Source organism: Clostridium sp. MCC328, from assembly GCF_018785465.1.
In the GTDB taxonomy this organism is placed as follows: domain Bacteria; phylum Bacillota; class Clostridia; order Lachnospirales; family Lachnospiraceae; genus Pilosibacter; species Pilosibacter fragilis.
The window spans coordinates 1-23,146 of sequence record NZ_WQPW01000021.1; the positions used below are offsets into that span (position 1 = coordinate 1).

The 23,146-nt window shown below is 48.2% G+C and carries 19 protein-coding genes and 1 pseudogene; 7 read left to right on the forward strand and 13 right to left on the reverse strand.

The features are described from left to right. Positions 1-26: 26 nt before the first annotated feature. Positions 27-444: pseudogene (gene tnpA / locus GPK83_RS04190) on the reverse strand (IS200/IS605 family transposase). Between the two features lie 283 nt (positions 445-727). Continuing rightward, positions 728-1,426: an N-acetylmuramoyl-L-alanine amidase gene (locus GPK83_RS04195; protein WP_117503157.1), complete on the reverse strand. Its 699-nt coding sequence runs from the start codon at positions 1,424-1,426 to the stop codon at positions 728-730. A gap of 253 nt (positions 1,427-1,679) precedes the next feature. Between GPK83_RS04195 and GPK83_RS04200 the strand changes: the two genes are divergently transcribed. The 4 genes from GPK83_RS04200 to GPK83_RS04215 all read left to right on the forward strand — a co-directional run bounded on the left by GPK83_RS04200 (position 1,680) and on the right by GPK83_RS04215 (position 6,263). Further along, positions 1,680-2,732: a beta-eliminating lyase-related protein gene (locus tag GPK83_RS04200; RefSeq protein WP_215704093.1), complete on the forward strand. Its 1,053-nt coding sequence runs from the start codon at positions 1,680-1,682 to the stop codon at positions 2,730-2,732. Between the two features lie 153 nt (positions 2,733-2,885). Further along, on the forward strand, positions 2,886-4,271 hold the full coding sequence (locus GPK83_RS04205) for an amidohydrolase (protein ID WP_215704094.1): 1,386 nt from the start codon (positions 2,886-2,888) through the stop codon (positions 4,269-4,271). A gap of 239 nt (positions 4,272-4,510) precedes the next feature. Next, complete coding sequence (locus GPK83_RS04210) at positions 4,511-5,365, forward strand: tyrosine-type recombinase/integrase (RefSeq protein ID WP_252196235.1); 855 nt, start codon at positions 4,511-4,513, stop codon at positions 5,363-5,365. Positions 5,366-5,471: 106 nt separating this feature from the next. Continuing rightward, positions 5,472-6,263: a tyrosine-type recombinase/integrase gene (locus tag GPK83_RS04215; protein ID WP_345941774.1), complete on the forward strand. Its 792-nt coding sequence runs from the start codon at positions 5,472-5,474 to the stop codon at positions 6,261-6,263. A gap of 27 nt (positions 6,264-6,290) precedes the next feature. Here GPK83_RS04215 and GPK83_RS04220 read toward each other — a convergent pair whose 3' ends face one another. From GPK83_RS04220 to GPK83_RS04235, 4 genes are all read right to left on the reverse strand, one after another. Further along, positions 6,291-7,940: a glycosyl hydrolase family 18 protein gene (locus tag GPK83_RS04220; protein WP_215704096.1), complete on the reverse strand. Its 1,650-nt coding sequence runs from the start codon at positions 7,938-7,940 to the stop codon at positions 6,291-6,293. Positions 7,941-8,287: 347 nt separating this feature from the next. Beyond that, positions 8,288-8,587 (reverse strand): hypothetical protein, encoded by a 300-nt coding sequence (locus GPK83_RS04225; RefSeq protein ID WP_117469290.1) that lies wholly within the window; start codon positions 8,585-8,587, stop codon positions 8,288-8,290. A 277-nt stretch (positions 8,588-8,864) separates the two neighbouring features. Continuing rightward, positions 8,865-9,467 (reverse strand): hypothetical protein, encoded by a 603-nt coding sequence (locus GPK83_RS04230; RefSeq protein ID WP_147327120.1) that lies wholly within the window; start codon positions 9,465-9,467, stop codon positions 8,865-8,867. Beyond that, complete coding sequence (locus GPK83_RS04235; RefSeq protein WP_215704097.1) at positions 9,416-10,768, reverse strand: serine/threonine-protein kinase; 1,353 nt, start codon at positions 10,766-10,768, stop codon at positions 9,416-9,418. Before GPK83_RS04235 ends, GPK83_RS04230 begins: the two co-directional genes overlap by 52 nt. A gap of 274 nt (positions 10,769-11,042) precedes the next feature. Between GPK83_RS04235 and GPK83_RS04240 the strand changes: the two genes are divergently transcribed. Then, entirely contained in the window at positions 11,043-11,807 is a 765-nt protein-coding gene (locus tag GPK83_RS04240) for an adaptor protein MecA (RefSeq protein ID WP_215704098.1), read from the forward strand. Between the two features lie 273 nt (positions 11,808-12,080). Here the strand turns inward: GPK83_RS04240 and GPK83_RS04245 are convergent, their stop codons facing one another. Further along, positions 12,081-12,287, reverse strand: coding sequence for a DUF1858 domain-containing protein (locus tag GPK83_RS04245; RefSeq protein ID WP_015552988.1), 207 nt, complete (start codon positions 12,285-12,287; stop codon positions 12,081-12,083). Between the two features lie 495 nt (positions 12,288-12,782). Here GPK83_RS04245 and GPK83_RS04250 point away from each other — a divergent pair, with 495 nt between their 5' ends. Beyond that, the gene (locus GPK83_RS04250) at positions 12,783-12,953 is read left to right on the forward strand and encodes a 4Fe-4S binding protein (protein ID WP_117483534.1); all 171 of its coding nucleotides are present in this window, start codon (positions 12,783-12,785) and stop codon (positions 12,951-12,953) included. A 120-nt stretch (positions 12,954-13,073) separates the two neighbouring features. Here GPK83_RS04250 and GPK83_RS04255 read toward each other — a convergent pair whose 3' ends face one another. From GPK83_RS04255 to GPK83_RS04270, 4 genes are all read right to left on the reverse strand, one after another. Then, positions 13,074-13,739: a helix-turn-helix domain-containing protein gene (locus tag GPK83_RS04255; RefSeq protein WP_117468996.1), complete on the reverse strand. Its 666-nt coding sequence runs from the start codon at positions 13,737-13,739 to the stop codon at positions 13,074-13,076. A gap of 241 nt (positions 13,740-13,980) precedes the next feature. After that, positions 13,981-15,321, reverse strand: coding sequence for a replicative DNA helicase (dnaB, locus tag GPK83_RS04260; protein ID WP_015552984.1), 1,341 nt, complete (start codon positions 15,319-15,321; stop codon positions 13,981-13,983). Between the two features lie 173 nt (positions 15,322-15,494). After that, positions 15,495-15,941, reverse strand: a complete 447-nt coding sequence (gene rplI / locus GPK83_RS04265; protein WP_015552983.1) for a 50S ribosomal protein L9 — start codon at positions 15,939-15,941, stop codon at positions 15,495-15,497. A 1-nt stretch (position 15,942) separates the two neighbouring features. Then, positions 15,943-17,982 carry a DHH family phosphoesterase gene (locus tag GPK83_RS04270; protein WP_215704099.1) on the reverse strand — a complete coding sequence of 680 codons (2,040 nt, stop codon included), beginning with the start codon at positions 17,980-17,982 and terminating at the stop codon, positions 15,943-15,945. Positions 17,983-19,017: 1,035 nt separating this feature from the next. Between GPK83_RS04270 and GPK83_RS04275 the strand changes: the two genes are divergently transcribed. Next, the gene (locus GPK83_RS04275; RefSeq protein WP_215704100.1) at positions 19,018-19,830 is read left to right on the forward strand and encodes an MBL fold metallo-hydrolase; all 813 of its coding nucleotides are present in this window, start codon (positions 19,018-19,020) and stop codon (positions 19,828-19,830) included. 137 nt (positions 19,831-19,967) lie between these two features. Here GPK83_RS04275 and GPK83_RS04280 read toward each other — a convergent pair whose 3' ends face one another. Next, the gene (locus tag GPK83_RS04280; RefSeq protein WP_215704101.1) at positions 19,968-21,308 is read right to left on the reverse strand and encodes an ATP-binding protein; all 1,341 of its coding nucleotides are present in this window, start codon (positions 21,306-21,308) and stop codon (positions 19,968-19,970) included. 412 nt (positions 21,309-21,720) lie between these two features. After that, the gene (locus GPK83_RS04285; protein WP_015552977.1) at positions 21,721-22,896 is read right to left on the reverse strand and encodes a DUF819 family protein; all 1,176 of its coding nucleotides are present in this window, start codon (positions 22,894-22,896) and stop codon (positions 21,721-21,723) included. Positions 22,897-23,146: the final 250 nt, after the last annotated feature.

A 23,146-nucleotide genomic window follows, 5' to 3' on the forward strand; every position in this document is an offset into this window, starting at 1 on the left:
TCCTTGCAAATAGTTCTTTTTGAGATTTATTCGGGTAGATCCGAAAACGGTACACGATGTTCACTCTTATTTTCTCCCTGTGTTTCTATGTACTGGCGAATAAGCTCAATGGGTGCACCACCAGCACTTAACAGACAAAAACTCTGGCTCCAGAACATTTCTTTCCAAAGCTTCTGCCGAATCTCCGGATACTCTTTTTTAATCAATCGGCTGCTTGCGCTTTTATACGCATTAATAAATTTGCTGAGTTCTGATTTTGGATGGGCCCGAAACATGATTCCATTCCTCTAATGTAACATGATACTTCGGAGCGATATATTCAAAAATCTCTCGCGCCCGATCAGAAACAGGATCCGTCAGTATCTTTTTTCGGTATTTTATAACCAGAATCAAATGATAACAGAGTAGAAATACTGAATGTGCATTACTGTCCAATTTTCTCATAAAATCAGACTTTCCTTTTACTTTCGACTGATTATATTATAACGCAGGAACACTTGTTTGTCTATGTTTTCAGAACATTTGTTCTTCTATATTTGTTTTCATTTATGTGCACAGATATGTGCAGTTTTAATATGCCAGATATTGCATGATTTTCCCAAAAGGCAATTCATCTCACCACCTAAAGAGGATGGGAGAATTCTTGCAAAGTGTTGTTAAAAACAGGTGGGCCTATTTTGTGTAATATGACGATTTTATTTCTCTTCATTTGTACATTTTTCCTATCTCATTGCTTCTTATTCAGGTACTCCATGATCCCCATATGAATCGTATATGCCAGCTTATCCTGGTACTCCCCGCTGTTTAAAAGCGCTGCTTCCTTCCGGTTGCTTAAGAATCCGCACTCCACGATCACGATGGGACATTTCACATGCAGAAGGAGGTAGTAATTGGCATTCGCCTTCGGAAGTCTCCGGTTCTGGTCCCCCAGGACATAGTCAAACCGGTCCTGCAGGATCTCCGCCAGCGCCTTTCCCTTTGACGAATCCCGGTAATAGAATACCTGTCCGCCAGAGACGGATTCCTCGTGATAGCTGTTCTGGTGGATGCTGACCACAAGGTCCGCGCCGCTCTCCTCAATGATCTCACACCGTTTCTTCATGTCCGCCATCTTTTTCCGGCTGTCCGTTTCGGAATAAAGTCCCGTGTCCGTCTCCCGCGTCATAATGACCTTCACATCATCCTGTTCCAGGTACGTTTTCAACCGCTCCGCCACAGCCAGGTTGATATCTTTCTCCAGGCTCCCGTCGACTCCAACCTTGCCGGGATCTGTTCCGCCGTGTCCGGCATCGACCACCACCACCGGTGTCTCTTTTATGTAGGCGTCACCGCTCCCCGTCACATGGATACTTCCATATTTTACCGCCATGACCACCATGGCGAGCAGGCATATGCCGAGAACCGGCTCTATTACTTTCTGCTTCATGCTCTGTTTCCCCGAAAATCCGCTCTTCATAATACTCTATTTCATAGGGAACCTGTTTATGTGCGGATTTTCCTATCTCCGTTCAATCCAAAAAAAGTTCTGGATTCTGGCTTCCGCTCTTATCGCCATCATCAGCTGAATCCCCATATTTCCCTCAGTGTTTTCAGATTTTTTCATACACTTTCCTGCATTGACACATCAATATGTCATCTGTATAATAGAGTCAGACAACACGAAAGGTCAGGTTTCTAACATGGCAAATGAAAAACTGAAATTCGTCTGCGATTACATGGAAGGCGCCCATCCGGCTATCATGAATGAGCTGCTCTCCACAAATATGATGCAGACTTCCGGGTACGGTCTCGACGAGTTCTCTGAATCTGCCCGGGATAAGATCCGCAAAGCCTGCGGTGCTCCAAATGCGGGAGTCTATCTCCTCGTGGGCGGAACCCAGACAAACGCTACCGTCATCGACGCACTTCTCCGCTCCTATCAGGGCGTTCTCTGTGCGGAGACCGGTCACATCGCAGTCCATGAGGCCGGTGCCATCGAATTCGGCGGACATAAAGTGCTCCCGCTGCCCCATACATATGGAAAGATCAACGCAGCACAGATCTCTGCCTACATGGACACCTTTTTATCCGATGAGAGCCATGAGCACATGGTCATGCCGGGCATGGTCTATATCTCTCAGCCAACCGAATACGGAACCCTGTATTCCCGAAAAGAGCTGACTGCTCTGAACGAAGCATGCCGCAGGTATCATCTTCCACTCTATGTGGACGGTGCAAGACTGGCTTACGCTCTCGCTTCCCCGGATAATGACGTGACATTAAAGGATCTTGCGAGACTTTGCGATGTCTTCTATATCGGCGGAACAAAGTGCGGAGCGTTCTTCGGCGAGGCGGTCGTGATTCCGGATCCGGCGCTGATCCCTCACCTTTTTACGATCATAAAACAACACGGCGCGCTTTTCGCGAAAGGCCGCATTCTGGGGATCCAGTTTGATGCCCTTTTCACGGATGATCTGTACCTTCATATCGGAAAATCCGCCCTTGACTGCGCGGCCGCGATAAAATCCGCATTGAAGGAGAACGGCTACCGGTTCTTCCTTGAGACTCCGACAAACCAGATTTTTGTTATTCTTGAAAACGAGGCTCTGCACCGTCTGGAGAAACATGCGGAGTTCAGCTTCTGGGAGAACTATGATGACTCCCACACCGTGATCCGGATTGCCACAAGCTGGGCAACAACAAAAGAGCACACGGATGCGCTGATCGAGCTTTTAAAAGAAAACCGAGCTTGACCTGAAAACATTTTTTAACGGCATATGGCTCTATTCGGAATCAGGTCTCCTGTCTCAATATGAGACTTGCACCGCTGCTATAACATATAGAACTTTTTGTTCCCGTACAGCGCCTGACTCCATCTAATATTACATACTTCAGGAGGTATTTCCATGACTGACAGGCAACAGCTGATCGTAAACAACGTAGATACCGCAAAACAGCTCATCCTCGACGCGGAGCGCTGGATCTGGGCTCATCCGCAGACCGGCTACACCGAGTGGCAGGCCCACGACTATCTCGCAGAGAAATACGAGGCACTTGGATACACACTCGTCAAAGCCGGAAACATTCCGGGCTTTTACACCGATGTTGAGACAGGAAAACCAGGACCAAAGGTAGCGATCTTCGGTGAACTGGATGCCCTCGATATCGCGAACCATCCGGAATCCGTAAATGGAATGACCCACTGCTGCGGACATAACGCCCAGTCCGCTGCACTTTTAGGAATCGCAGCCGCATTGAAACAGCCCCACGCCCTCGACGGTCTCTGCGGATCCATCCGCCTCGTTGTCGTTCCGGCCGAGGAGATGATCCAGCTTGCATTCCGTGAGGAACTCCGCCAGAAAGGCATCATCAAGTACAACGGCGGTAAGACCGAGTTCATGTACCGTGGTCTCTTAGATGGTGTCGACATGGCTATGATGGTTCACGGCATGACAAAAGGCTCTGGTGTCAATGAGGACGGCGATACCGATCTTGACTTTCAGGCACTGCTCGGAATGAACGGATGTATAGCGAAAAATATCCGCTACAAAGGAAAATCTGCCCATGCAGGCGGAGCTCCTCATATGGGAGTCAACGCGGAGTATGCCGCTATGCTGGGTCTCCAGGCATGCAACGACCTCCGTGAGACATTCCAGGAGAAAGATACGATCCGCTTCCATCCGATCCTCATGGGCGCAAACTGCGCCGTAAACATTATCCCGGATGAGATGAAGATCGAGAGTTATGTCCGTGGAAAATCCTTAGAGGCGATCAAACGCGAGAATATCAAGGTAAACCGTGCGCTGACCGGTGCCGCACTGTCTATGGGCGCAGGCGTTGAGCTGAGCGACCGCCCTGGTTACGCTCCGGAGTATCATGATCCGACATTCATGAAGCTGGCTGAGGACTGCTGCGTGGCACTTTGCGGAAGAAAGAAAGTTGTCTTCGACTATAACGGCTGGAGCACCGGTTCCTCCGATTTCGGCGATGTCACCTGCGTAATGCCGGGCGTGCAGATCAACGCGGGCGGCGCTGTCGGCACACTCCACGGCATCGACTTCCAGATCACCGATCCGAACCGCATGTGCGTGAACGCCGCAAAGGTTCAGCTCTTCCTCGTAGATGCCCTGCTCTCCAACAATGCTGTGGCAGCAAAAGAGATCATCGCAAACTACAAGCCGCAGTACCCGTCTATCAAGGCATACCTTGATGCCATCGACGCACTGACACTTGATAAGGATGCTGTTCGATATGATGAAAAGGGAAACGCGATTGTAGATTTCCAGAACTAAGCAACCCAATTTCCTTCCGGGCAGCGCAATGCCACCGAACATTTCCCAAAAGCATTGTCTGTTCATTTCCAATCATATACAGCTTATATAAACGTCCGTCGGAGATGTCCCATGTCTCCGACGGATTTTTTGCTTTTCCTCCTTCCTTTCCCCATCAACAACGTATTCTCCAGTTTTCTCTTGCTCTTTTTGTTTCCTGCGATAAAATACTTTCAAAAACAGAAAGGTATGATAATACTATGAGAAAAACTGCTCTTCCCACAGACCGTCTTTCTGAAACGGCCCGTCAAAAACTCTCCATGTTCGAAGCGTGGCTGCTCCGGAATGGAAAATCTTACCAGACGATCCGTTCCTATCTCTATACTGCCAGGCATTTTCTTTCCCTGTACCCCGAAGTCACACATGACAATCTGATGCTCTATAAATGCTATCTCATCGACAGGTACAAGCCCAACACCGTAAATTTGAGGATCCGCGCAATGAACTGTTTTATGGAATTTCTCGAGCTTCCTGACTCCAGGGTCCTTATGGTCCGCCTTCAACAGAAACCATTTCTGGAAAACGTGATCAGCCAGGCCGACTATGAGTACCTGAAAAAATGCCTTCTGCGTGACGGAAAGCTTACCTACTACTTTGCCGTGCGGATCATGGCCGCCACTGGCGTGCGGATCAGCGAACTTCTCCAGATCCGTGTGGAAGATATGATCCGCGGTCAGATGGACCTGTACTCAAAAGGTGATAAGATCCGGCGGATCTACTTCCCGCAAAATGTCAAGGAGACCTGCCTGCTGTGGCTTCAAAACGAAAAGCACACCAGCGGCAGCTTATTTTTAAACCGTTTCGGAAATCCGATCACCACAAACGGGATCCGGGATCAGCTTAAGGTTTTTGCACTTCGATACAATCTGGATCCATCTGTCGTACATCCCCATGCATTCCGGCATCTGTTTGCCAAAAATTTTATAGAAAAATGTGATGATATTGCGCTCCTGTCCGACATTCTCGGACATGAGAGTATTGAGACTACCCGCATTTATCTGCATAAAAGCAGTACTGAACAGCAGGATCTCTTCAATCAGATCGTAAACTGGTAAAATTCCTGCTGCTCCGTTATTATTCAAAGGATATGTTATGAAAGAACTTCCAAAAGACCAGGAAAACCTGGCAGAATCATTTAGATCATATTTAAGAAAAAAGAATATGTCTGAAAATACCGGAGACGCGTATGGACGGACGATCAGGCAGCTTCTGTCCATCTATCCCGTTCCAACCGAATCTCTTCTCCGGAAATACCGGAGTCTTCTGATTGCCAATTACCGCCCCGCAACGATCAATCAGCGGATCTACGCCGTAAATCATTTTCTTCTTTTCCTGGAGGAAGAACAGCCGGAACTCTATCCCGACCTCGCCAGTTTTCGGCTCCATGCGGTAAAAATTTCCCGCGAAACCTTCCAGGACTCCATTATCACAAACGAAGACTGTGAGACGCTCCAGCGGAACCTGAAAGCAGAGCACCACGATTTCTGGTATTTTATCGTCCGTTTTCTGGTGACCACCGGTGCCAGGGTCAGTGAGCTGGTGCAGATCAAGGCGGAACATTTAGCCTGCGGGTATCTTGATCTCTACTCCAAAGGTGGGAAGATCCGCCGCATCTACATCCCGGATTCCCTCTGTCAGGAGGCAAAAGCCTGGTGTGACCGCCGCGGTATCACCTCCGGCTTTCTTTTTGTGGGAAAAAATGGACGCCCCGTGACGACCAGAGGCATCCATTCCCAATTAAAACACTATGCAGTCCGGTATGGCATCGATCCTGATACCATGTACCCTCATTCTTTCCGCCACCGGTTCGCGAAGAATTTTCTGGCTCGCAGCAGCGATATCTCTCTATTGGCGGATCTTCTCGGGCATGAGAGCATCGAGACCACCCGCATCTACCTCACACGTTCCAGCAAGGAACAGAAACTCCTGCTGGACAAGATGGTGACCTGGTAGGTCCGGCGTAAAAGCGCCATTATGATCTTAGTTCCACTGGATGGAATCCCACGCGGCAGAATCCTCAAACCCAAGTTTCCAGCACGCGACTCCCGCCAGATCGTTCTGACGGACCACGTTCATCTTTTCTTTTAAGGACCGCTCCTCCTCCATCCAGAGGAACCAGGCACCGTCATTTGTCTGTTTCTCGCCATAATATTGGGCGGTATCCGCCTGCCAGGTGAGTTCCACCTGGTTATTGTCTATCCACTTCTTCGCATCCGCGATTCCCATCGCCTTGGAGGTGATGGATCCGTCCCCGGCTTCGATCCAGAGTCTCGTGTAGAACGGAACGGCATTGATCAGCTTCTCCTTCGGGACATCCTCGAGCATTCCGGAGATTCCATTCTTCACGTAGCTGATAGAGGACACAGAGCCCGGCTCGCCGCCCGCAAAGTGCTCATCATATCCCATCATAATCACATAATCCACAACGGTTCCCTGTTCTTTCAGGTTGTAGAAGCTGTTGTATCTCGCCGGAACATAGTTGTCCACGGACAGGACAATGCCTTTCTGGCGGCACGGGATCGATAATTCCCGGATAAATTCGATATAATGGACGCCCGCCTCTGTTTTCAGGCTCTCAAAATCAAGGTTCAGGCCATCCAGGTCATATTTTTCCGCATCCGCGATCAGGCTGTCGATCAGCTTGCGGCGGGTAGAGGTGGATGCTAACAGCGTCTCCGTCTGGACATCGGCACTGAAGTTGTCGATCAGCGCCCACACCTGGAGCCCCTTTGCATGGGCCTTCGCCACATAATCTTTGCTCGCCAGTGACTTATAGCTTCCGTTGTTGTCTGTCAGGGAAAACCATGTCGGGGAGATCACGTTCATCCCTTTTGTCTTTGCCACAATACTGTCAAAGGTATTGTTTCCGTCCTGGCTTGTTACCTGGTGCCAGCCGAGAACGATCTTTCCGCTCATGCTGGTATTCTTGTATACAGGAGCTGTGAAATTTCCGGAAAATTTCTGGCTCTCCGCGGCTGCCAGGCGCTTATTTTCCACATATCCGATATTTCCGTTGGAAGATGCGACCTTGGACCATTTCTCCATCGTATCGAGAACGGTCACCGTATCGTCCTTTGCGAGGTCTGTGAGGATCTTACTCTTTACGCCGCCTTTTACTCTCAGACTTCCAGCCTTTTTCACCCGCGCGATATTTCTTGTTCCCCAGTCATTGATCAGGACACGTCTTCCATCCCCGGAGTCAAAGGTCTGGATCTGCACATCCGTATAGTTTGCGATCAACCCCAGCGTCAGATAGACCTCCTCATCTTTTACAAGAAGCAGCGGAGCGCCGTTGGATCCCTTTGTCTCCGCGTCCGCATAGACGATCTGGTCCGGGAGCGCGTATACGAGAAGATTTTCCATGCTGTCCCAGTAGAACCGCTCATTAATATGGTCATTCACCCAGGAGACCGGCAGATACGTCTGTCCATTTTCATAGATTCCTGTCTGCTCCTGCCGCTCATAGTTATAGAGGATCGCGGTCTCATCCCCGGACACATCATAGACTTCCGCGAGATCCGCCCGCTCTTTCGTCGGCATATACCGGTCCAGTACCTGGAAACCGACAAATCCCACGACGATCAGGATGATCAGACCGACAGCAACCAATACAGGAACTACTTTTCTCATTCGTTATCACTCTTTCCGCACGCCGGTTCCCAGAACTCTGCGTTCATTTCCGTCTCTCACCGGCGGCATGCTGAATCGTTATTTATTACGGATGATCCGGCAAGGTATACACAGATCGTATACTTTGCCGGATCTTCAAGATAGCTTAAGTATACCACAACGCGGAATGTCTGTCTGTTAACTTTTTGTAACGAATTGTTGTCAGCAGTCTTACGAATCATCTGGCAGAACGATCCCCCAGCTGTTGAATCTATATTACTTCGTACATATAACCTGGTTCATTTCCGTGCGATTTACTGCTATCCAGTACCGCCAGATCCATTCTATTCGGTATCCTCCGTCTTTCCTTATTTTCTCGTTCTTCTCCTCCGACCTTTCGTCTCCATGATATCCGCTTCGCTCAGATAGACCTTATCAAACCGTATCTCCTTCAGACCGCCGCCTTCCGCCTGGACATAATCTCCCATATAGAACATTCCATCCTCACGAACTTCAAACAGTTTCTCCCATTCTCTCTGCCCGGAAAGTTTTCCGTCCATGTAGATCGGGATTCCTTTTTCCGTGTACCGCTTAAGTCCATTCAGATAGCGCGTCATCTCCTCGACACTTCGATTTTCCGAGTCATACGTTCCGCTTGCTGTTTCCATACCCATATACACCTTTCTTTTCTTCGTGCCGCATATCTATGGCATGCACGGTCTTATCGATGCTCTTCATTGAACGTTCTCCCTCTGCGCTGTCGATTTTAAGTTATTAAATGCCTCTGTTCCCGGCTTTTCCGCGATGACTGAAGAAGGTTATACTGTGACATGTTTTTCCCCGCTGCTGTATTCTTAGCCGGTCAGATCTCATTTATTGTGACATTTCTGAGTATCAGGCTTTTCCCTTTATAACGGTTAGGGAAATCGTCCTTTTATGTCATTTTTACAGGATACGCTGAAAAAATTCCCCGCACTCCTTCGTGACCGAGAAGGCATCCGCTGAAAACGGAATCCGTTCTGCATTGATCCGAAATCTTCTCGAGAATTCTCTTCTGGTCTCCTCGCTTCCAAATACCGCGAGACTCTGCCAGCTTTTTTTCTGTTTCGCTCTCTGTTCCATCTCGAATTCCCGGAAACTCTCCTGCTGCCACTCCGTAAAGGAACCCACCAGGAACTTTTTATCGCATCTCCAATATAATTCGTTTGCGCCATCTTTGACCGATCCGAAATCGATCAGGATATCGTCATATCCCCTCTGAAGCACCTCCTTCACAGCCTCCGGTCCTGCATACTTATAATAATCCGCATCCAGTACCCTGTATGGATTTTTCTGTCCCATCTGCCCCGTGCAGACGTATTCAAGCTTTTCTAAGTCCCCCGACTCATTAAATTCCAGCAGTATGGCTTTCCTTCTGAGGTATCCCGCGAGATAGTTTGTCAGCATGATCGAAAAATGGGTGCACCCCACCCCGGTATTGCTCCCAGCGATTCCGATCATTCTGCATCGCTTCTCCTGATTCTCTGTGATAATTTTTTTCTTTTCCATCTGGTTTCCCCTGTACCATCGTTCCATAGATCCCGGTAACAGGTGTTGGCAGCTTTATCTTCTCTGAATGGATTTGAAAAGAACGGAAGAAAGAAATAATGAATATCAGATAAAACTTTTGGAAGTTTCAGACGTGCTTTTTTCTCCATATGATTGAAGAGCAGGATCACATTCCCACGGCTTTTTAAGATCTTCGCCGCATTCACAGTCCTGTCGATCTCCCACCATTTTCCCCCGCATACAAGAACATAAAAATCTGCTTCCGGAAGTTTCTCTTCCGGGCGGATCACTCCCACATCCTTTATGATTACTGGAAAATAAAGATATGGCAGCTTCACAGCCTCGCCATAATAAGGCCGGATGCTTCCGCATCCGATTCGATATACGCCGGTCCGGTCCGTTTTGATTCCCATATTTTTCGCAAGTGTGCGAACCGCAGACGTATCATAAGCTTCCTGATATAAAGCCGGACACCCATTCCGGGTCAGAAAATGAGACATTCCGAGAGCCGCATGGGTTGTTCCGATCCCTGCTGCCGCCCCGGCAAAAACAACGATTCGAGATTCTGCTGCCTGTTCCTTCAGTTGATTTTGCAGCTCCTGCAGCGTTTCCTGCAGTTCATCCGCACTCTGGTAACGCGCTTCTTTCTCCTTTTCCATACACCCGCGGATGATCCGGTCAAACATCCTGTATTCCGGTTCATTCCTGTATTCCGGAACACTTCCCGGCGCATCCCCACGGCTCATAAAGTAGAGCAGCGCACCGATCGCGTACACGTCCGTCCGGCAGTCCAGTGGTTCCCCCGTGTACTGTTCCGGTGCCGCAAAACCGATCGTTCCGTACCGCTCACCAAACGCAGCGGCATCTGACGCGTATTGTGCATGATCAAAATCCGTCAGACGAAGGACTCCATTGCACACCAGCAGATTTTTGGGCTGCAAGTCTAAATATAAAATAGGATTTTCTGCTGAATTCATAAACTGAATGATACGGCAGATCTGTATTCCAAGATCAGCTGCCGCCTTAACCGACAAGCTGCCCAGGCGTTTTACCAGGGCATATAAAGATTCGCCTTCCAGATATTCTTCGATCAGATAACTGTATCCGGTATCTTCCTCCACATCGTAGACGATGGGGATTCCCGGATGTCTCAGTGTTTTCAGAAAAAGTGCTTCTTTTCTAAAAGTATCATAATCCGCCAGGGATTTCGGGACTATTTTTACCGCCCTGTATTCTTCCAGCTCAACGTGATACGCCAGATATACAGTACCGGATCGCCCGTTTCCCAGCTCTCTGCACAACCGATACTTGCCAAACAGAACGCGCTCGATAAACCGTCACACCTCCTTCCGGCAACACAACCTCTTGCGACTATTCTAATATACACACTCCCGCTTCAGACCATCTTGTAGATGTCAAACTGATTAAATTTTAATAAATTTCCCTCATACGATTGCAAAAACTGAATAGGATATAGTATATTATAAATATAAAAATGCGGTTTTCTGCCCTCTTATAATGGGAATTACAGCATACCGCGAATATTTTGATTTTAACCAGACAGGAAGTGATCCTATGAAAATAGAACGTATCAATGAAAATCAGATCCGCTGCACCCTCAGCAACTTTGACCTGAGTGTCCGGAATATGAATCTCGGCGAGCTGGCTTATGGAAGCGAGAAAGCCCGTAATCTTTTCCGCGAGATGATCCAGCGCGCCGCAAATGAGGTCGGTTTCGAGGCCGAGGATATCCCGCTTATGGTCGAGGCGATCCCGATGGCGAACGAGAGTGTTATGCTGATCATCACAAAGATGGAAGATCCAGAGGAACTGGATACCCGGTTCTCCAAGTTCTCACCGGAAGAGGACGAGAATGATAACGGATGGGGAAATCTCACCGCGGAAGTGCTGGAAGGCGCTGACGGCCTGATCAATATCCTGACCCAGAGCGGAATTTTAAAGCCGGAGGGAGAAAAAGCTCCTGCGGCACCAGCTGCAACGGCAAATGGACCGCAGGGAAAGGAAGAGTCGAAGAATCCGGCTCAGTTTACAAGGATCTACCAGTTTTCTTCCCTCGACCTCGTCTGTGAAGCCGCACGGCAGACCGGTGCTGTTTTTAAAGGAAACAGTGTTCTCTACAAGAATCCGGAAAATGGGGTCTTCTACCTGATCCTCAAGAAGGAAAATGACAGTGAGAGTTCCTTCAACAGGGTCTGCAATACTCTCTCCGAATACGGAACAAGGTTAAAAGGCGATGCCGCTGCGTCCGGCGCTTACTATGCGGAACATTATGATCTGATCGTAAAGAAGGACGCGCTGAAGGTGCTGCAAAACTTATAATCTGACTTCCCAATTGATCAATATTTAAATAGAGCATCTGTAAAAAGCTGTATTCCACAGATTTATACAGATGCTTTTTTATGTGCAAAGTCTGTTTCCAAAATGTCCCCATGTTTTTTCAACATACAGAATTTTTATGGCACATTGCTCCATATATGTCAAAATGGAAAAAGGACCGCAGCCAGGAAAATTCTCCCTGACCGCAGTCCTTCTTACATTCTCCGACCTTTCGCACAGTCAGCAAACCAAAACTCTCTCGAGCAGTCACATACATTACTGCTGCTTCTGAGCCAGATACTCGTTAATTACACTTACAAGTTTTTCTACCGGAATTCCGTGAACCATGCAAGCCTCTTCCAGAGACTCCATCTGAGAAGACGGGCATCCGATGCAGTGCATTCCAGCGCCCATTAAAATCTGAGCCATATTCTCATCAACCTGAAGAAGCTCACCAATGAGCATTTCTTTTGAAATCTGCATGATAAATCCTCCTTTCACCTTCGAAATCTGCTGAGGGCAATTTTCTACGATTGTTTCCGGCATAACGGACATATCGCCGCATTTGCCAGCATATCGAGAGTATAATACTTTTTTCGTTTCTTGGCAAGGTGGTTTTGCAAAATCTGCTGGTACAGCCGCATCATGCAGTCATAACGGTATCATACGGAATTTTCAGTTCAGAAAATTCCTACCCGCGTACAGTAACCATCATGCATTCCTGCATGGTATGGTATTTCCAGTTTAGAAAATGCCTGTCCGCATATGGTGACCATCATGAAATGCTTTCAGCTGAATGACAGCCGGGTTGATTTTTGTCTGCAAAGGTAAGAATAGACTAACTCGAGTTGTGACTGTCTAACCGCATGTTTACTGGATTTTTGTTCCTCATTAGGTACATTTTTTCACAATTTTCCCCTTGAATAATTTAACCGTTTATTATAGAATGAAAGAAATAAACAAAGGAGGTATTTTGTTATGGCATATGTAATTAACGATAGCTGCGTTAGCTGCGGTACTTGTGCTGGTGAATGTCCGGTAAACGCTATTTCCCAGGGAGATGGACAGTACGTAATCGACGCTGATACTTGCATCAGCTGCGGTACTTGTGCTGGTGTCTGTCCGACAGGCGCAATCAACGAGGGTTGATCGCAAACGCAAACCAATACATAAAAGCCGTTGTTCTATTCGAACAGCGGCTTTTTGATTTCTGTGGATTCTGATCCAGAATCCGGATCTTCGCGAAAGGGGTTCTCATTTTTGCTCTCATCAAAGCTTATTCCCATTTCTTCCAAACTTTCTCTTTCTGAAGATCGACGGCAAAAACGGTGCTTTCGCCGCCGCGGCTTCCGCCCTCCCTTTATTCTCCTTCTGGTAGAGACGGATCGTCTCATCCAGCTGCCGGAACCGCTCTTCGTCCCGCTCATCTGCCACCCGCATCAGGTAATCGATCTCCTTTAACACTTTATCGTTCACCATCCGGCTGATATCCTGGCTCAGCTTCTCGTTGTTCTCCTCGATAGCCTGTCCGATCATCTGGGTAAGAAACTCCCTGAACTGCTCCGCTTTTTCCCGGTTCATGAGTTCCGCGGCTTCCCCCGGATCCAGCTTTTCCAGATCTCTCTTCTCCTGCTCCGTGCATTCCTTCAATGCCGTCATAACATCCTCCTCAAGAACATCCGTGGGCGCCACCGATTCCCCCTCCGCGTCCAGCGTTTTCGCCAGCGCTGTCTTGATCGCCTTTAACTGATACCCCTTTTCCTTCAATTCCTTGATCTGTTTAAAAAGACGGATATGAAAATCCGTATAATACCGATGTCCCATCTCGTTGCGAGGAATGTTCATCTCCAGTTCCTCCTCCCAGTACCGAAGTACATGAGATTCCACATCAACCTTTTTCGAGGCATCGGAGATCAGATAATGTGTTTCTGACATGGTCGTCCTCTTCCTTTCACTTGATTTTCGTCACAGTTCGAAATTTCTGACATGAACCGCAACGATTGTTCGACTCTGTTTGATCCAGTTTCTCAGCATGTCCACAGACTGCCGCATGCCTGCAAAACCGTTATCAGATTGCTAATAATATATGTGAAGCCATGTCCCAATATGACAAAAACGCCCGCTTCCGATGAAATTCCTTCAAATTCCATTCGAAAGCAGGCGCTTGACCATGCATTTACTGCTGCTCTTTCGCAATATTCACAAACCGGGTCAGTTCCGGTTTCCAGCCAAGGTATACGGTTCCGATCGGGCCGTTACGCTGTTTCGCGATAATAACCTCCGCCGTGTTCGGGTTATCCGTATCCTTATTATAATAATCGTCACGGTACAGGAACATCACAACGTCGGCATCCTGCTCGATCGCTCCGGACTCTCGAAGGTCCGAAAGCATCGGCCTGTGATCCGTTCTCGTCTCACAGGCACGGGAAAGCTGGGACAGGGCGATCACCGGAACGCTCAGCTCCCTCGCGATGGCCTTTAAAGATCTTGAGATCTCAGAGATCTCCTGCTGACGGTTGTCTCCGTTCTTTCCGCTGCCCGACATTAACTGCAGGTAGTCAATCATAACGAGGTCGAGGCCATGTTCCAGCTTAACCTTCCGGCATTTGGAACGAAGTTCCATGATCGAGATACCCGGAGTATCGTCAATCACAAGCTTGGAACTTCCGATCGTACCGATTCCTTCCACGACAGCGTCCCAGTCCGCATCCGTCAGGGTACCGGTACGGAGCTTCTGGGAATCCACGTTGGACTCCATGGACAGCATACGGTTTACCAGCTGCTCCTTCGACATCTCCAGACTGAAGATCAGGCAGGTCTTCTGTCTCCGGACCGCGATATAGTCCGTAATATTCAGTACGAACGCCGTCTTACCCATAGACGGGCGGGCAGCGATCAGGATCAGATCCGAAGGTTGGAGGCCGGACATCCGGTAATCCAGGTCGATAAATCCCGTCGGAAGACCCGTTACCGTGGATTTTGAGCGGGTCGCCTGCTCGATCTTATCAAGGACGTTCAGCGCGACCTGACGGATCGGCACGAAATCGCCGGAAGCGCGGCTTTCCAACAGGTTGAAGATCTGCTTTTCCGTGTCAGCCAGGATCACTTCCAGACTGTCCTTTCCGGAATAACAGTTGTTGGCGATCTCCTCGTTGATTTTGATCAGGCGGCGGAGAACCGCCTTTTCATGGACGATTGTGGCATAGGAGCGCACATTCGCGGAAGTCGGAACCGTTGCCAGGATATCGCGGACAAAATCCAGACTGCACACCTCCGGCGGGACATCCTTTTCCTTCAGCCTGTCCTGAAGCGTGACCAGATCCACCGGTTTTCCCTCATTGAACAGCTCCACCATCGTATCAAACATGATCCCGTACTGACGCTGATAAAAGTCGTCCGCAACCACGATCTCCGATGCCGCGATGATCGCATCCCTGTCCATCAGCATGGAACCGATCACCGACTGCTCCGCCTCAACGCTGTGCGGCAAAACCCTTTTTACTAACGCTTCTTCCATCTGTCCGATTTCCTCTCTGTACGTCTCTGTCTATAACTTCGCACGGCTTCTGCATATATTTCTGCAGAAGCCGTTTTCTTTCTTATTTGCAAGCCGGAACCTCTACCTGGTTTCCTGCCCTGAATTAAAACTGCTGCTGTCCGCGTATTGCACACGCGGCAGGCATTCCGTCTTTACGCCTCAACGACCTTCACGCTGAGTCTTGCTGTTACTTCCTTGTGAAGCTTGATCGGAACCTCAAAGCTTCCGATGCTCTTGATCGGCTCCGGCAGAACCATCTTTTTCTTATCGATATCAAGCTTTAACTGATCCTTCGCCGCCTTCGCGATCTCCTTTGTGGAAACGGAACCGAACGCGCGTCCGCCCTCGCCGGCTTTGATCGAAACGGTTACGGACATCTTATCGATCTCTTCCGCAAGCTTCTTAGCCTCCGCAAGCTGCTCTGCCGCAACCTTCTCCGCGTTTGCTTTCTGGAGCTTTAAATCGTTTAAGTTCTTGGATGTCGCCTCAACACCAAGCTTTTTCGGAAGGATAAAGTTTCTCGCATATCCGTCATTTACCTTTACGACCTGACCCTTTTTTCCAAGTGCCTTCACATCCTCTAATAATACAACTTCCATCTTAAATTTCTCCTTTCTCCAGCATCATATCGATGACGCCTTTCACCTTCTCCTTGGCCTCCTCAACGGTAGCACCCGGGAGCTGCGCACCTGCGATCGTTCTGTGTCCGCCTCCGCCCAGCTTTTCCATCATGACCTGGACATTGACCTCGTCGATCGATCTCGCGCTGATATAGATCTTGCCTTCATATGGGGTAAGAACGACAGATGCCTTCATTCCCACAATGTCAAGAAGCTCGTTTGCAGCCTGTGCGCCTACTACTGTCGGGCTCTCCACGCCCTCTGCCGGGCACACGCTGATGGCAAAGCATTTCTTATAGACCTCTGCCTGACGGACTGCCTCGGCTCTCGCCTTGTAGTCCTCCATACTGTCACGGAACAGCTTCCGTACTCTCGTCACGTCCGCTCCGTTTCTTCTAAGGAACGCCGCCGCCTCAAAGGTGCGGACGCCCGCCTGATTTGTAAAGTTGTTCGTATCGATCACGATTCCCGCGTACATAGCGTCCGCCTCCGGGGATTTGATCCGGATACTGTCAGCAACATACTGTAAAATCTCCGCAACCAGCTCACAGGCAGATGACGCGTAAGGCTCTACATAGGACAGAGTCGCGTTTGTGATGATCTCGCTGGACTGACGGTGGTGATCGATGACAACGATCGTCTTCACGAGTTTTAAAAGGTCCGGTTCTTCTGTGATACTCGGGCGGTTGACGTCAACAACGACAAGCGCCGTATTGTTATCCACGATATCCGCAGCCTCACTTCCCGTGAGGAACAGGTCCTTCGGATAATCGCCGGTCTCAAAGCGTTCCATCATCGGACGCACCGAGGAGGTCACTTCATTGATCACGATATGTGCTTTTTTGTTCAGGGCAGACGCGATCCGGTACATTCCGATCGCCGCGCCGAAGCAGTCGATATCTCCGATCTTATGTCCCATGATCAGAAGGCAGTCCTTTGTCTCAAGAAGCTCTCTGAGGGCATGGGCTTTGACGCGGGCCTTGACACGGGTCGTCTTCTCTAACTGCTGGGCCTTTCCGCCGTAATACTGGATCTTCTGGCCGCATTTTACTACCGCCTGATCACCGCCACGGCCGAGGGCCATATCGATTGCTGTACGGGCATAATCATAGTTCTGGCTGTAGGTATCGCCGTTCATTCCGATACCGATACTTAAGGTCACCGCCATCTCGTTTCCGATATTGACGGTCTTTACCTCCTCAAGCAGTCCAAACCGCTCTTTTTCCAGACGCGGCATATAGCACTGCTTGATCGCAAAGAAATATTTGTCCTTCTCCAGCTTCTTTACGATACCGTTGACCGCAGAAATGTACTTGTTGATCTTTCGATCGATCAGGGCCGTTAAGAGCGATCTGCGGACTTCCTCGACGCTCTCCAACGCCTCATCATAGTTGTCCAGATAGATCAGGCCCGCGACCATCTTCTGGTCTGTGATCGCCTGCTTGTAGTTGTAGAGCTCTGTCTCATCATAGAGATATACCGCAAGGATCTGCTGCTCCGTCTGCTTCTCCGGGATTCCGGAGGCAAGTTCATCCGGGCGGATCGTCACGCGTTTCATACTCACGCGGTATTTCGATTCCCCATAGATCACATGGACTTCCATCGCATTTTCCATCTTCTCGAGGGATTCCACTGTGATCTCCTTGAAGAGCATTGTCAGGCTTTTCCCTGCGCTCTTCTCTTCTTTGGTCACCGCCTCAAAGGCGCGGTTCATCCAAAGGATCTTACCCTCCGTGTCCGCGATCGCGTATGGCAGCTCCAGGGACGCCAGAAGCTGTTTCTGACTCCAGCTGTACGCCGACGCAAAGGACACCAGACTGCCGAGAGCCCGCTTCTTTCCGTACATATACAGGGTTCCGGCACACGCCGCGTAGATCACCGTAAATGCAAGCATCACGAATCCCGCCTTGCGTGAGATCAGGTTGACCGCAGCTCCCGCAAGGATTACCAGTGCCGTTAAAAATACCGGCCACTGAAGGTAAAGCTGCAGAATATGGCTGACCTTTTTATCATCTTTCATTCTTATCTCCTATCCGCCGCCCGGTAAAATGGGCATAGCAAGACCATAAAAAGAATGTGCCTTGACACATTCTCGCGCCGAGCGCAGTCGCTTGCGATAGACTCTTCTTGCGCGAGTGTGCATTTGACACGTTAGTGCCTTTTTATGCATGGAGAAATTCGGGCAGAATCTCTCCATGCATCAGAACCGACTTTGGGGATAGTATACCATAGATACAGGCATTTGTCCATGATCCGCTTGGGGCGGACATGGCACTGCGGTCTATGAAATTCCTGACGTGGATAGCAGCGACGCGGCTTCTAAAACCACCAGTAGCGTAAAATAGACTTTATAGATCAAAGAATTTGTGATAGAATAATATAGGTGCCACCATAACGGTAGGCGGTTTGGCCCTCTTCGCAGAGGGCATGCGTGACCCTCTGATACATCGAAAAAAACGCAAAAAAATAACCGCCCAGTCCTCGCAAAACTAGCGGTTATTTTTTAATCCATATTTTCGAGGGCCAAGCCGTCTATCGGTGGCACTTCTCTTATCTATAATATAACATCTCTTCTTTAAATATTCAAGAGGTCTTTCTGCGATTTTCCTGTAACACCTTCCATGCCATTTCCGTTAAAATCTTGGATATTTTCAAAATCAGTTGATAAGAGGACGGGATTTAAGTATAATATAAATGAGCCAGAAAGGTTTCCGTGTGGCGACACATGAAAGCTGTACTCCGGCTGGGGAGGGTAATTACCAGCACTTTATGATACTCGGCAAGGCATCGAGGCTGACAGCCAGCATAAAACTCGCAATCATAAAAAATGCGTCGGATAACTTTGGTTGTCCGGCGTTTCTGTTACCCAAATACCGTTGATAGGAAAAATCTAATGAGGAAAAAGATCGATAAGAAAGAGATTGCAAAAGAAATTTGTAAAGCCGCGAAGTTATACAAAACCTCTTTCCTGCAGGAAGTTCGCATTTGTGTTTAATGAAGAAAATAAAGTTATAAGGCAACTATCAATCAATACTTTACGAAAGGATTTTCATTTATGAAAGCAACCGTACTCAGCGACAACATCCCCGCCGAAAATCTCGGCTGTGAATGGGGATTATCCATTTTTATTGAATATCATGGGAAACATATCCTTCTCGATGCCGGGGCATCCGGGCTTTTTCTGAAGAATGCTGATGTGCTTGGACTGAACATGAAAGACGTGGATTTCGGAGTTCTCTCCCACGCGCACTACGACCATGCAGACGGAATCCCGGAATTTTTCAGGGTAAATTCATCCGCACCGTTCTACTTTAGGGAAACCACCGGAGAAAACTGCTGCAAAGGTGTCTGGAACTATAAGAAATACATCGGTATTCCAAAGGGTATCCTAAAAAAGTATCCGGACCGGATCAAACTCGTCTCCGGGGACTTTTCACCGTGTGACGGGGTTTATCTGATCCCGCATAAAACTCCGGGGCTGGAGAAAAAAGGCATCCGGGAGCACATGTACCTGAAGGAAAAACGGCGCTGGAGACCGGATTCCTTCTCCCACGAACAGAGTCTCGTCTTCGACACACCGGACGGCCTTGTGATCTTCAACAGCTGTTCCCACGGCGGCGCCGATACCATTATCCGTGAGGTCACCGCGACTTTCCCGGATAAAAAAGTAAAAGCCCTGATCGGCGGCTTCCACCTCTACAATAAGACCGACGCGGAGATCCTTGCCCTCGCCGAAGGGATCCGCTCCACCGGTATTTCTGAAATCTACACCGGCCACTGCACCGGAGATCATGCCTTTGATCTCCTGCGAGAGACGTTAGGAGAATCCGTTCATAAGCTGCATGCGGGGCTTGTGATAGAGTTTTAATATGTCCCGGTCTGCAAATGCAATGCAAGCACTAACCTTTCAATCGCGGATTGAACAAGGAAATCGAACCGAAGAACTTGTAAGCAAAAACGGCACTGTTTAAAACGGTGCCGTTTTTGTTGTTATTTCAATAAATTCTATTTCTGTAGCTGCTCCAATGCCAATCCGATCAGCCTATCCGCTTGATCTGCCATGAATAGTGGAATATTCAACACATCATCATCCAGTTTCAGATTGTCCAATGAGAAACGGATGCGGAGCTTGACCTTATCAGGGAACAGCTCCTTGAACTTCTTCATACTCTTGCTGGTTGTGTTGGCTTCGGATTTGACCTCCACGGGGAAGATGTCGTTCTCCCGCTGAATGAGGAAATCCACTTCGTAAGGCGGGTTGTTCTGGCTCCAATAACGGGGCATGACTTCAAGCTGAGTAATTAAAGTCTGCAACACAAAGTTTTCGGTTAATGCGCCTTTGAATTCAGTAAAAAGGCGGTTACCTTCGCCAAAGGCAGTGGGGGCTAACTGCGCCAGACGGCGGAGCAATCCCACATCCACCAGATAAATCTTGAAAGCAGACAGGTCATCGTAAGCTGCAATCGGCAGGCCGGGAGCTGAGCTGCGATAAATTTTATGCACCAGACGGGCATCCACCAACCATTGCAAGGCATCCTCGTACTCACGGGCTCGTGCACCTTCCTTGACCACTTTATAGATGAACTTCTTGTTCTTTCTTGCCAGTTGAGAAGGAATGGATTTCCAGATCATTGAGATTTTCGGGAACTCGCTGAGATCAGGATGTTTGGCAAAATCACGCTCATAGGCTCCGATGATTCCGGACAAGGCTTCCTGCATGACAGAAACATCCCGTGCCTCCGTCCACATCAATACCGGCTCCGGCATACCACCGGTAACATAGTACATCTTCAGCTTCTCATATAATGGATTAAAGAAGGCGTCAGGAATAGGTTCAAGGGTGTCCACCTGTTCCAGATACTGTGCCAGATTTTCATCACCGTTGGCAAGCAGGAATTCATTAAAGGTCATCGGGTCAATCTGCATAAAGTTGACCTTACCTACCGGAAAAGAGGAAGGTTTCGCCAGAGCAATCCCCAACAGAGAACCGGCGCAGGCAACATGGTACTGCGGTGCATTCTCACAAAAATATTTCATGGAGTTAATGACTTTCGGGCAGTCTTGTACTTCGTCAAAGATGATGAGGGTCTTTTCCGGTACTATCTTTTGACCGCTTGCCATCATAAGGTTTTGTAGAATCCGCTCCACATCCTTTGTTGTCTCAAAAAATTGCTTATATTCTTCATTTTCATCGAAGTTAAAGTAGGCTGTATTTTCATAACAGCGTCTTCCGAACTCTTTCAGAATCCAAGTCTTACCCACCTGACGTACGCCCTTCATAATTAAGGGCTTGCGGTAGGGAGAATTCTTCCAAGCCAGCAGTTTTTTTAAGATAAATCGTTCCATAGAATCACTCCTCACATTTTTATTGGAGTTTTATGCTTTATAATCACACTTTTATTATATGTGAAATTCATGAAAATCACAATCACATAATTATTTAATTTTAATGTCATCTAATCACACTTTTATATAAAATAGCTTCTATAAAAATAGCCATAGCCTCCGGCAGGATTGCTTAAGATGCGCAAAAGAAGTATGTCATGCTTTGCATGACGCGAATCTCGCAGCAAGAATGCTTCGGCATTCTTGAATACATCTTATCATTTCTTTTCCATTCCGGATAGGGAAGGAAAAGATCAGTAACACTATAATCTATTCTAACCTCCCGCAGAACAGAGCCCTGTCCTGACAAAAACAACCCCCGCACAGTTTCCCGTGCGGGGGGTCTTGTATTACCCGTTTCAATTGTTGTTCTCTACCCGATCAGGCTCATTAAGTATCCTACAAATGCGCCGCCCGGCGTTCCAATAATATTGCCGAGAAGAGCCATCAGGATACCGATCGGAACCAGTGCGCTGCTGTATGCACCTGCAAGTACCGGTGCTGTCGCAGTTCCTCCGACATTCGCCAGAGAAGCAACCGCACAGGTAAAGATATCCAGTCGGATCAGCTTTGCAAGGATTACCATAACCGCTATATGGATCAGCAGGATCAGGAATCCGGCAGCCAGCCATACCGGTGCATTTCCCATAGCAGAAATATCTGCTCTGGAAGCGATCATCGCGATGACAATGTAAAGCATGATATTGGAAACTTCTTCCGTTCCCTTAATCTTTCCAAAAGGAGTCATTGCTACGATCAGACCTACAGCTGTTACAAGAAGAACTGTCCAGGTTGCCTTATCAAAAACAGGCAGAACAGACGCAACCATAACACCGGCATCCTTGGACAGAGAGGATATAAAGAAGGATACGCCGATTAAAAGAAGCATGTTTTTCCAGGTAAGAGGTCTCTTGTCCTCCCTTGCCTCTTTTTCCAGAGATGCTCCTACTTCATCGATCAGACGTACATCTGCCTTTGTCCAGGAGTTGAATTCCTTAGAGAAGTTGATTACCCACAGAAGGAACATAACATAGATTACTGCACAAACCGAATCCATTACCAGAGAATATGCCAGACTTTCTTCACTTACATCCAGAATTGCCTGAATCGCCAGCATATTACTGCCGCCGCCTAACCAGCTTCCGCACAGTGCTGCAAGTGCTTTCCAGCTTTCCGGACCCAGTAATTTATGGAAAATGCCATAGCTTACTACAAAACCAACACCGATTGAAATACTCGCTGAGAAGAAACCGATCAGCATTTTCGGTCCTAATTTAATGATCTTTTTCAGATCACAACGCAGCAGCATTAAAAACAGCATTGCGTAGAGTAACGGATTTTTGATCGATACGTAAATGGCTGACGTATCCTGCAGATCCCATACTTTCATAGTACATAAAAGCATCATGCCTAAATAGATCAGAACAATCGGCGGTGCAAATTTAAAAAAGGTCTGTGCGCCTTTTCCCCGCAGGTACACGGGAAGATTGACCAGAATTGCTGCTAACAGCATTAAAGTGGCCAGATAGATAAATCCATCATGAATCATTTGAAATGCTCCATTCTGCCACCGGATATCGGTGGGCTTTATTTTCTTATTCAGAACAAGTCAAAACGGGCGGTTAAAGTTTTCAGCTCCCCCTTCCTTCTCCTTTTCGATACCTTTTCACGAACCGCAAACCAATGTGGAAACAGCACAGCAACTTGTTGCCTCTTCACAACGTTGATGCAGAAGCTTGTAAAAAAAGGTCCAGAATAACGTTCTGGATCTTTGAATTACATCTTGAATGGTTTTACTG

Excerpts from the sequence above, each read along its gene's own strand:
- GPK83_RS04195 (WP_117503157.1), bottom strand. The coding sequence starts at position 1,426 with ATGAAGCAGAAAGTAATAGAGCCGGTTCTCGGCATATGCCTGCTCGCC.
- GPK83_RS04200 (WP_215704093.1), top strand. The coding sequence starts at position 1,680 with ATGGCAAATGAAAAACTGAAATTCGTCTGCGATTACATGGAAGGCGCC.
- GPK83_RS04205 (WP_215704094.1), top strand. The coding sequence starts at position 2,886 with ATGACTGACAGGCAACAGCTGATCGTAAACAACGTAGATACCGCAAAA.
- GPK83_RS04210 (WP_252196235.1), top strand. The coding sequence starts at position 4,511 with ATGAGAAAAACTGCTCTTCCCACAGACCGTCTTTCTGAAACGGCCCGT.
- GPK83_RS04215 (WP_345941774.1), top strand. The coding sequence starts at position 5,472 with ATGTCTGAAAATACCGGAGACGCGTATGGACGGACGATCAGGCAGCTT.
- GPK83_RS04220 (WP_215704096.1), bottom strand. The coding sequence starts at position 7,940 with ATGAGAAAAGTAGTTCCTGTATTGGTTGCTGTCGGTCTGATCATCCTG.
- GPK83_RS04225 (WP_117469290.1), bottom strand. The coding sequence starts at position 8,587 with ATGGAAACAGCAAGCGGAACGTATGACTCGGAAAATCGAAGTGTCGAG.
- GPK83_RS04230 (WP_147327120.1), bottom strand. The coding sequence starts at position 9,467 with ATGGAAAAGAAAAAAATTATCACAGAGAATCAGGAGAAGCGATGCAGA.
- GPK83_RS04240 (WP_215704098.1), top strand. The coding sequence starts at position 11,043 with ATGAAAATAGAACGTATCAATGAAAATCAGATCCGCTGCACCCTCAGC.
- GPK83_RS04245 (WP_015552988.1), bottom strand. The coding sequence starts at position 12,287 with ATGCAGATTTCAAAAGAAATGCTCATTGGTGAGCTTCTTCAGGTTGAT.
- GPK83_RS04250 (WP_117483534.1), top strand. The coding sequence starts at position 12,783 with ATGGCATATGTAATTAACGATAGCTGCGTTAGCTGCGGTACTTGTGCT.
- GPK83_RS04255 (WP_117468996.1), bottom strand. The coding sequence starts at position 13,739 with ATGTCAGAAACACATTATCTGATCTCCGATGCCTCGAAAAAGGTTGAT.
- dnaB (WP_015552984.1), bottom strand. The coding sequence starts at position 15,321 with ATGGAAGAAGCGTTAGTAAAAAGGGTTTTGCCGCACAGCGTTGAGGCG.
- rplI (WP_015552983.1), bottom strand. The coding sequence starts at position 15,941 with ATGGAAGTTGTATTATTAGAGGATGTGAAGGCACTTGGAAAAAAGGGT.
- GPK83_RS04270 (WP_215704099.1), bottom strand. The coding sequence starts at position 17,982 with ATGAAAGATGATAAAAAGGTCAGCCATATTCTGCAGCTTTACCTTCAG.
- GPK83_RS04275 (WP_215704100.1), top strand. The coding sequence starts at position 19,018 with ATGAAAGCAACCGTACTCAGCGACAACATCCCCGCCGAAAATCTCGGC.
- GPK83_RS04280 (WP_215704101.1), bottom strand. The coding sequence starts at position 21,308 with ATGGAACGATTTATCTTAAAAAAACTGCTGGCTTGGAAGAATTCTCCC.
- GPK83_RS04285 (WP_015552977.1), bottom strand. The coding sequence starts at position 22,896 with ATGATTCATGATGGATTTATCTATCTGGCCACTTTAATGCTGTTAGCA.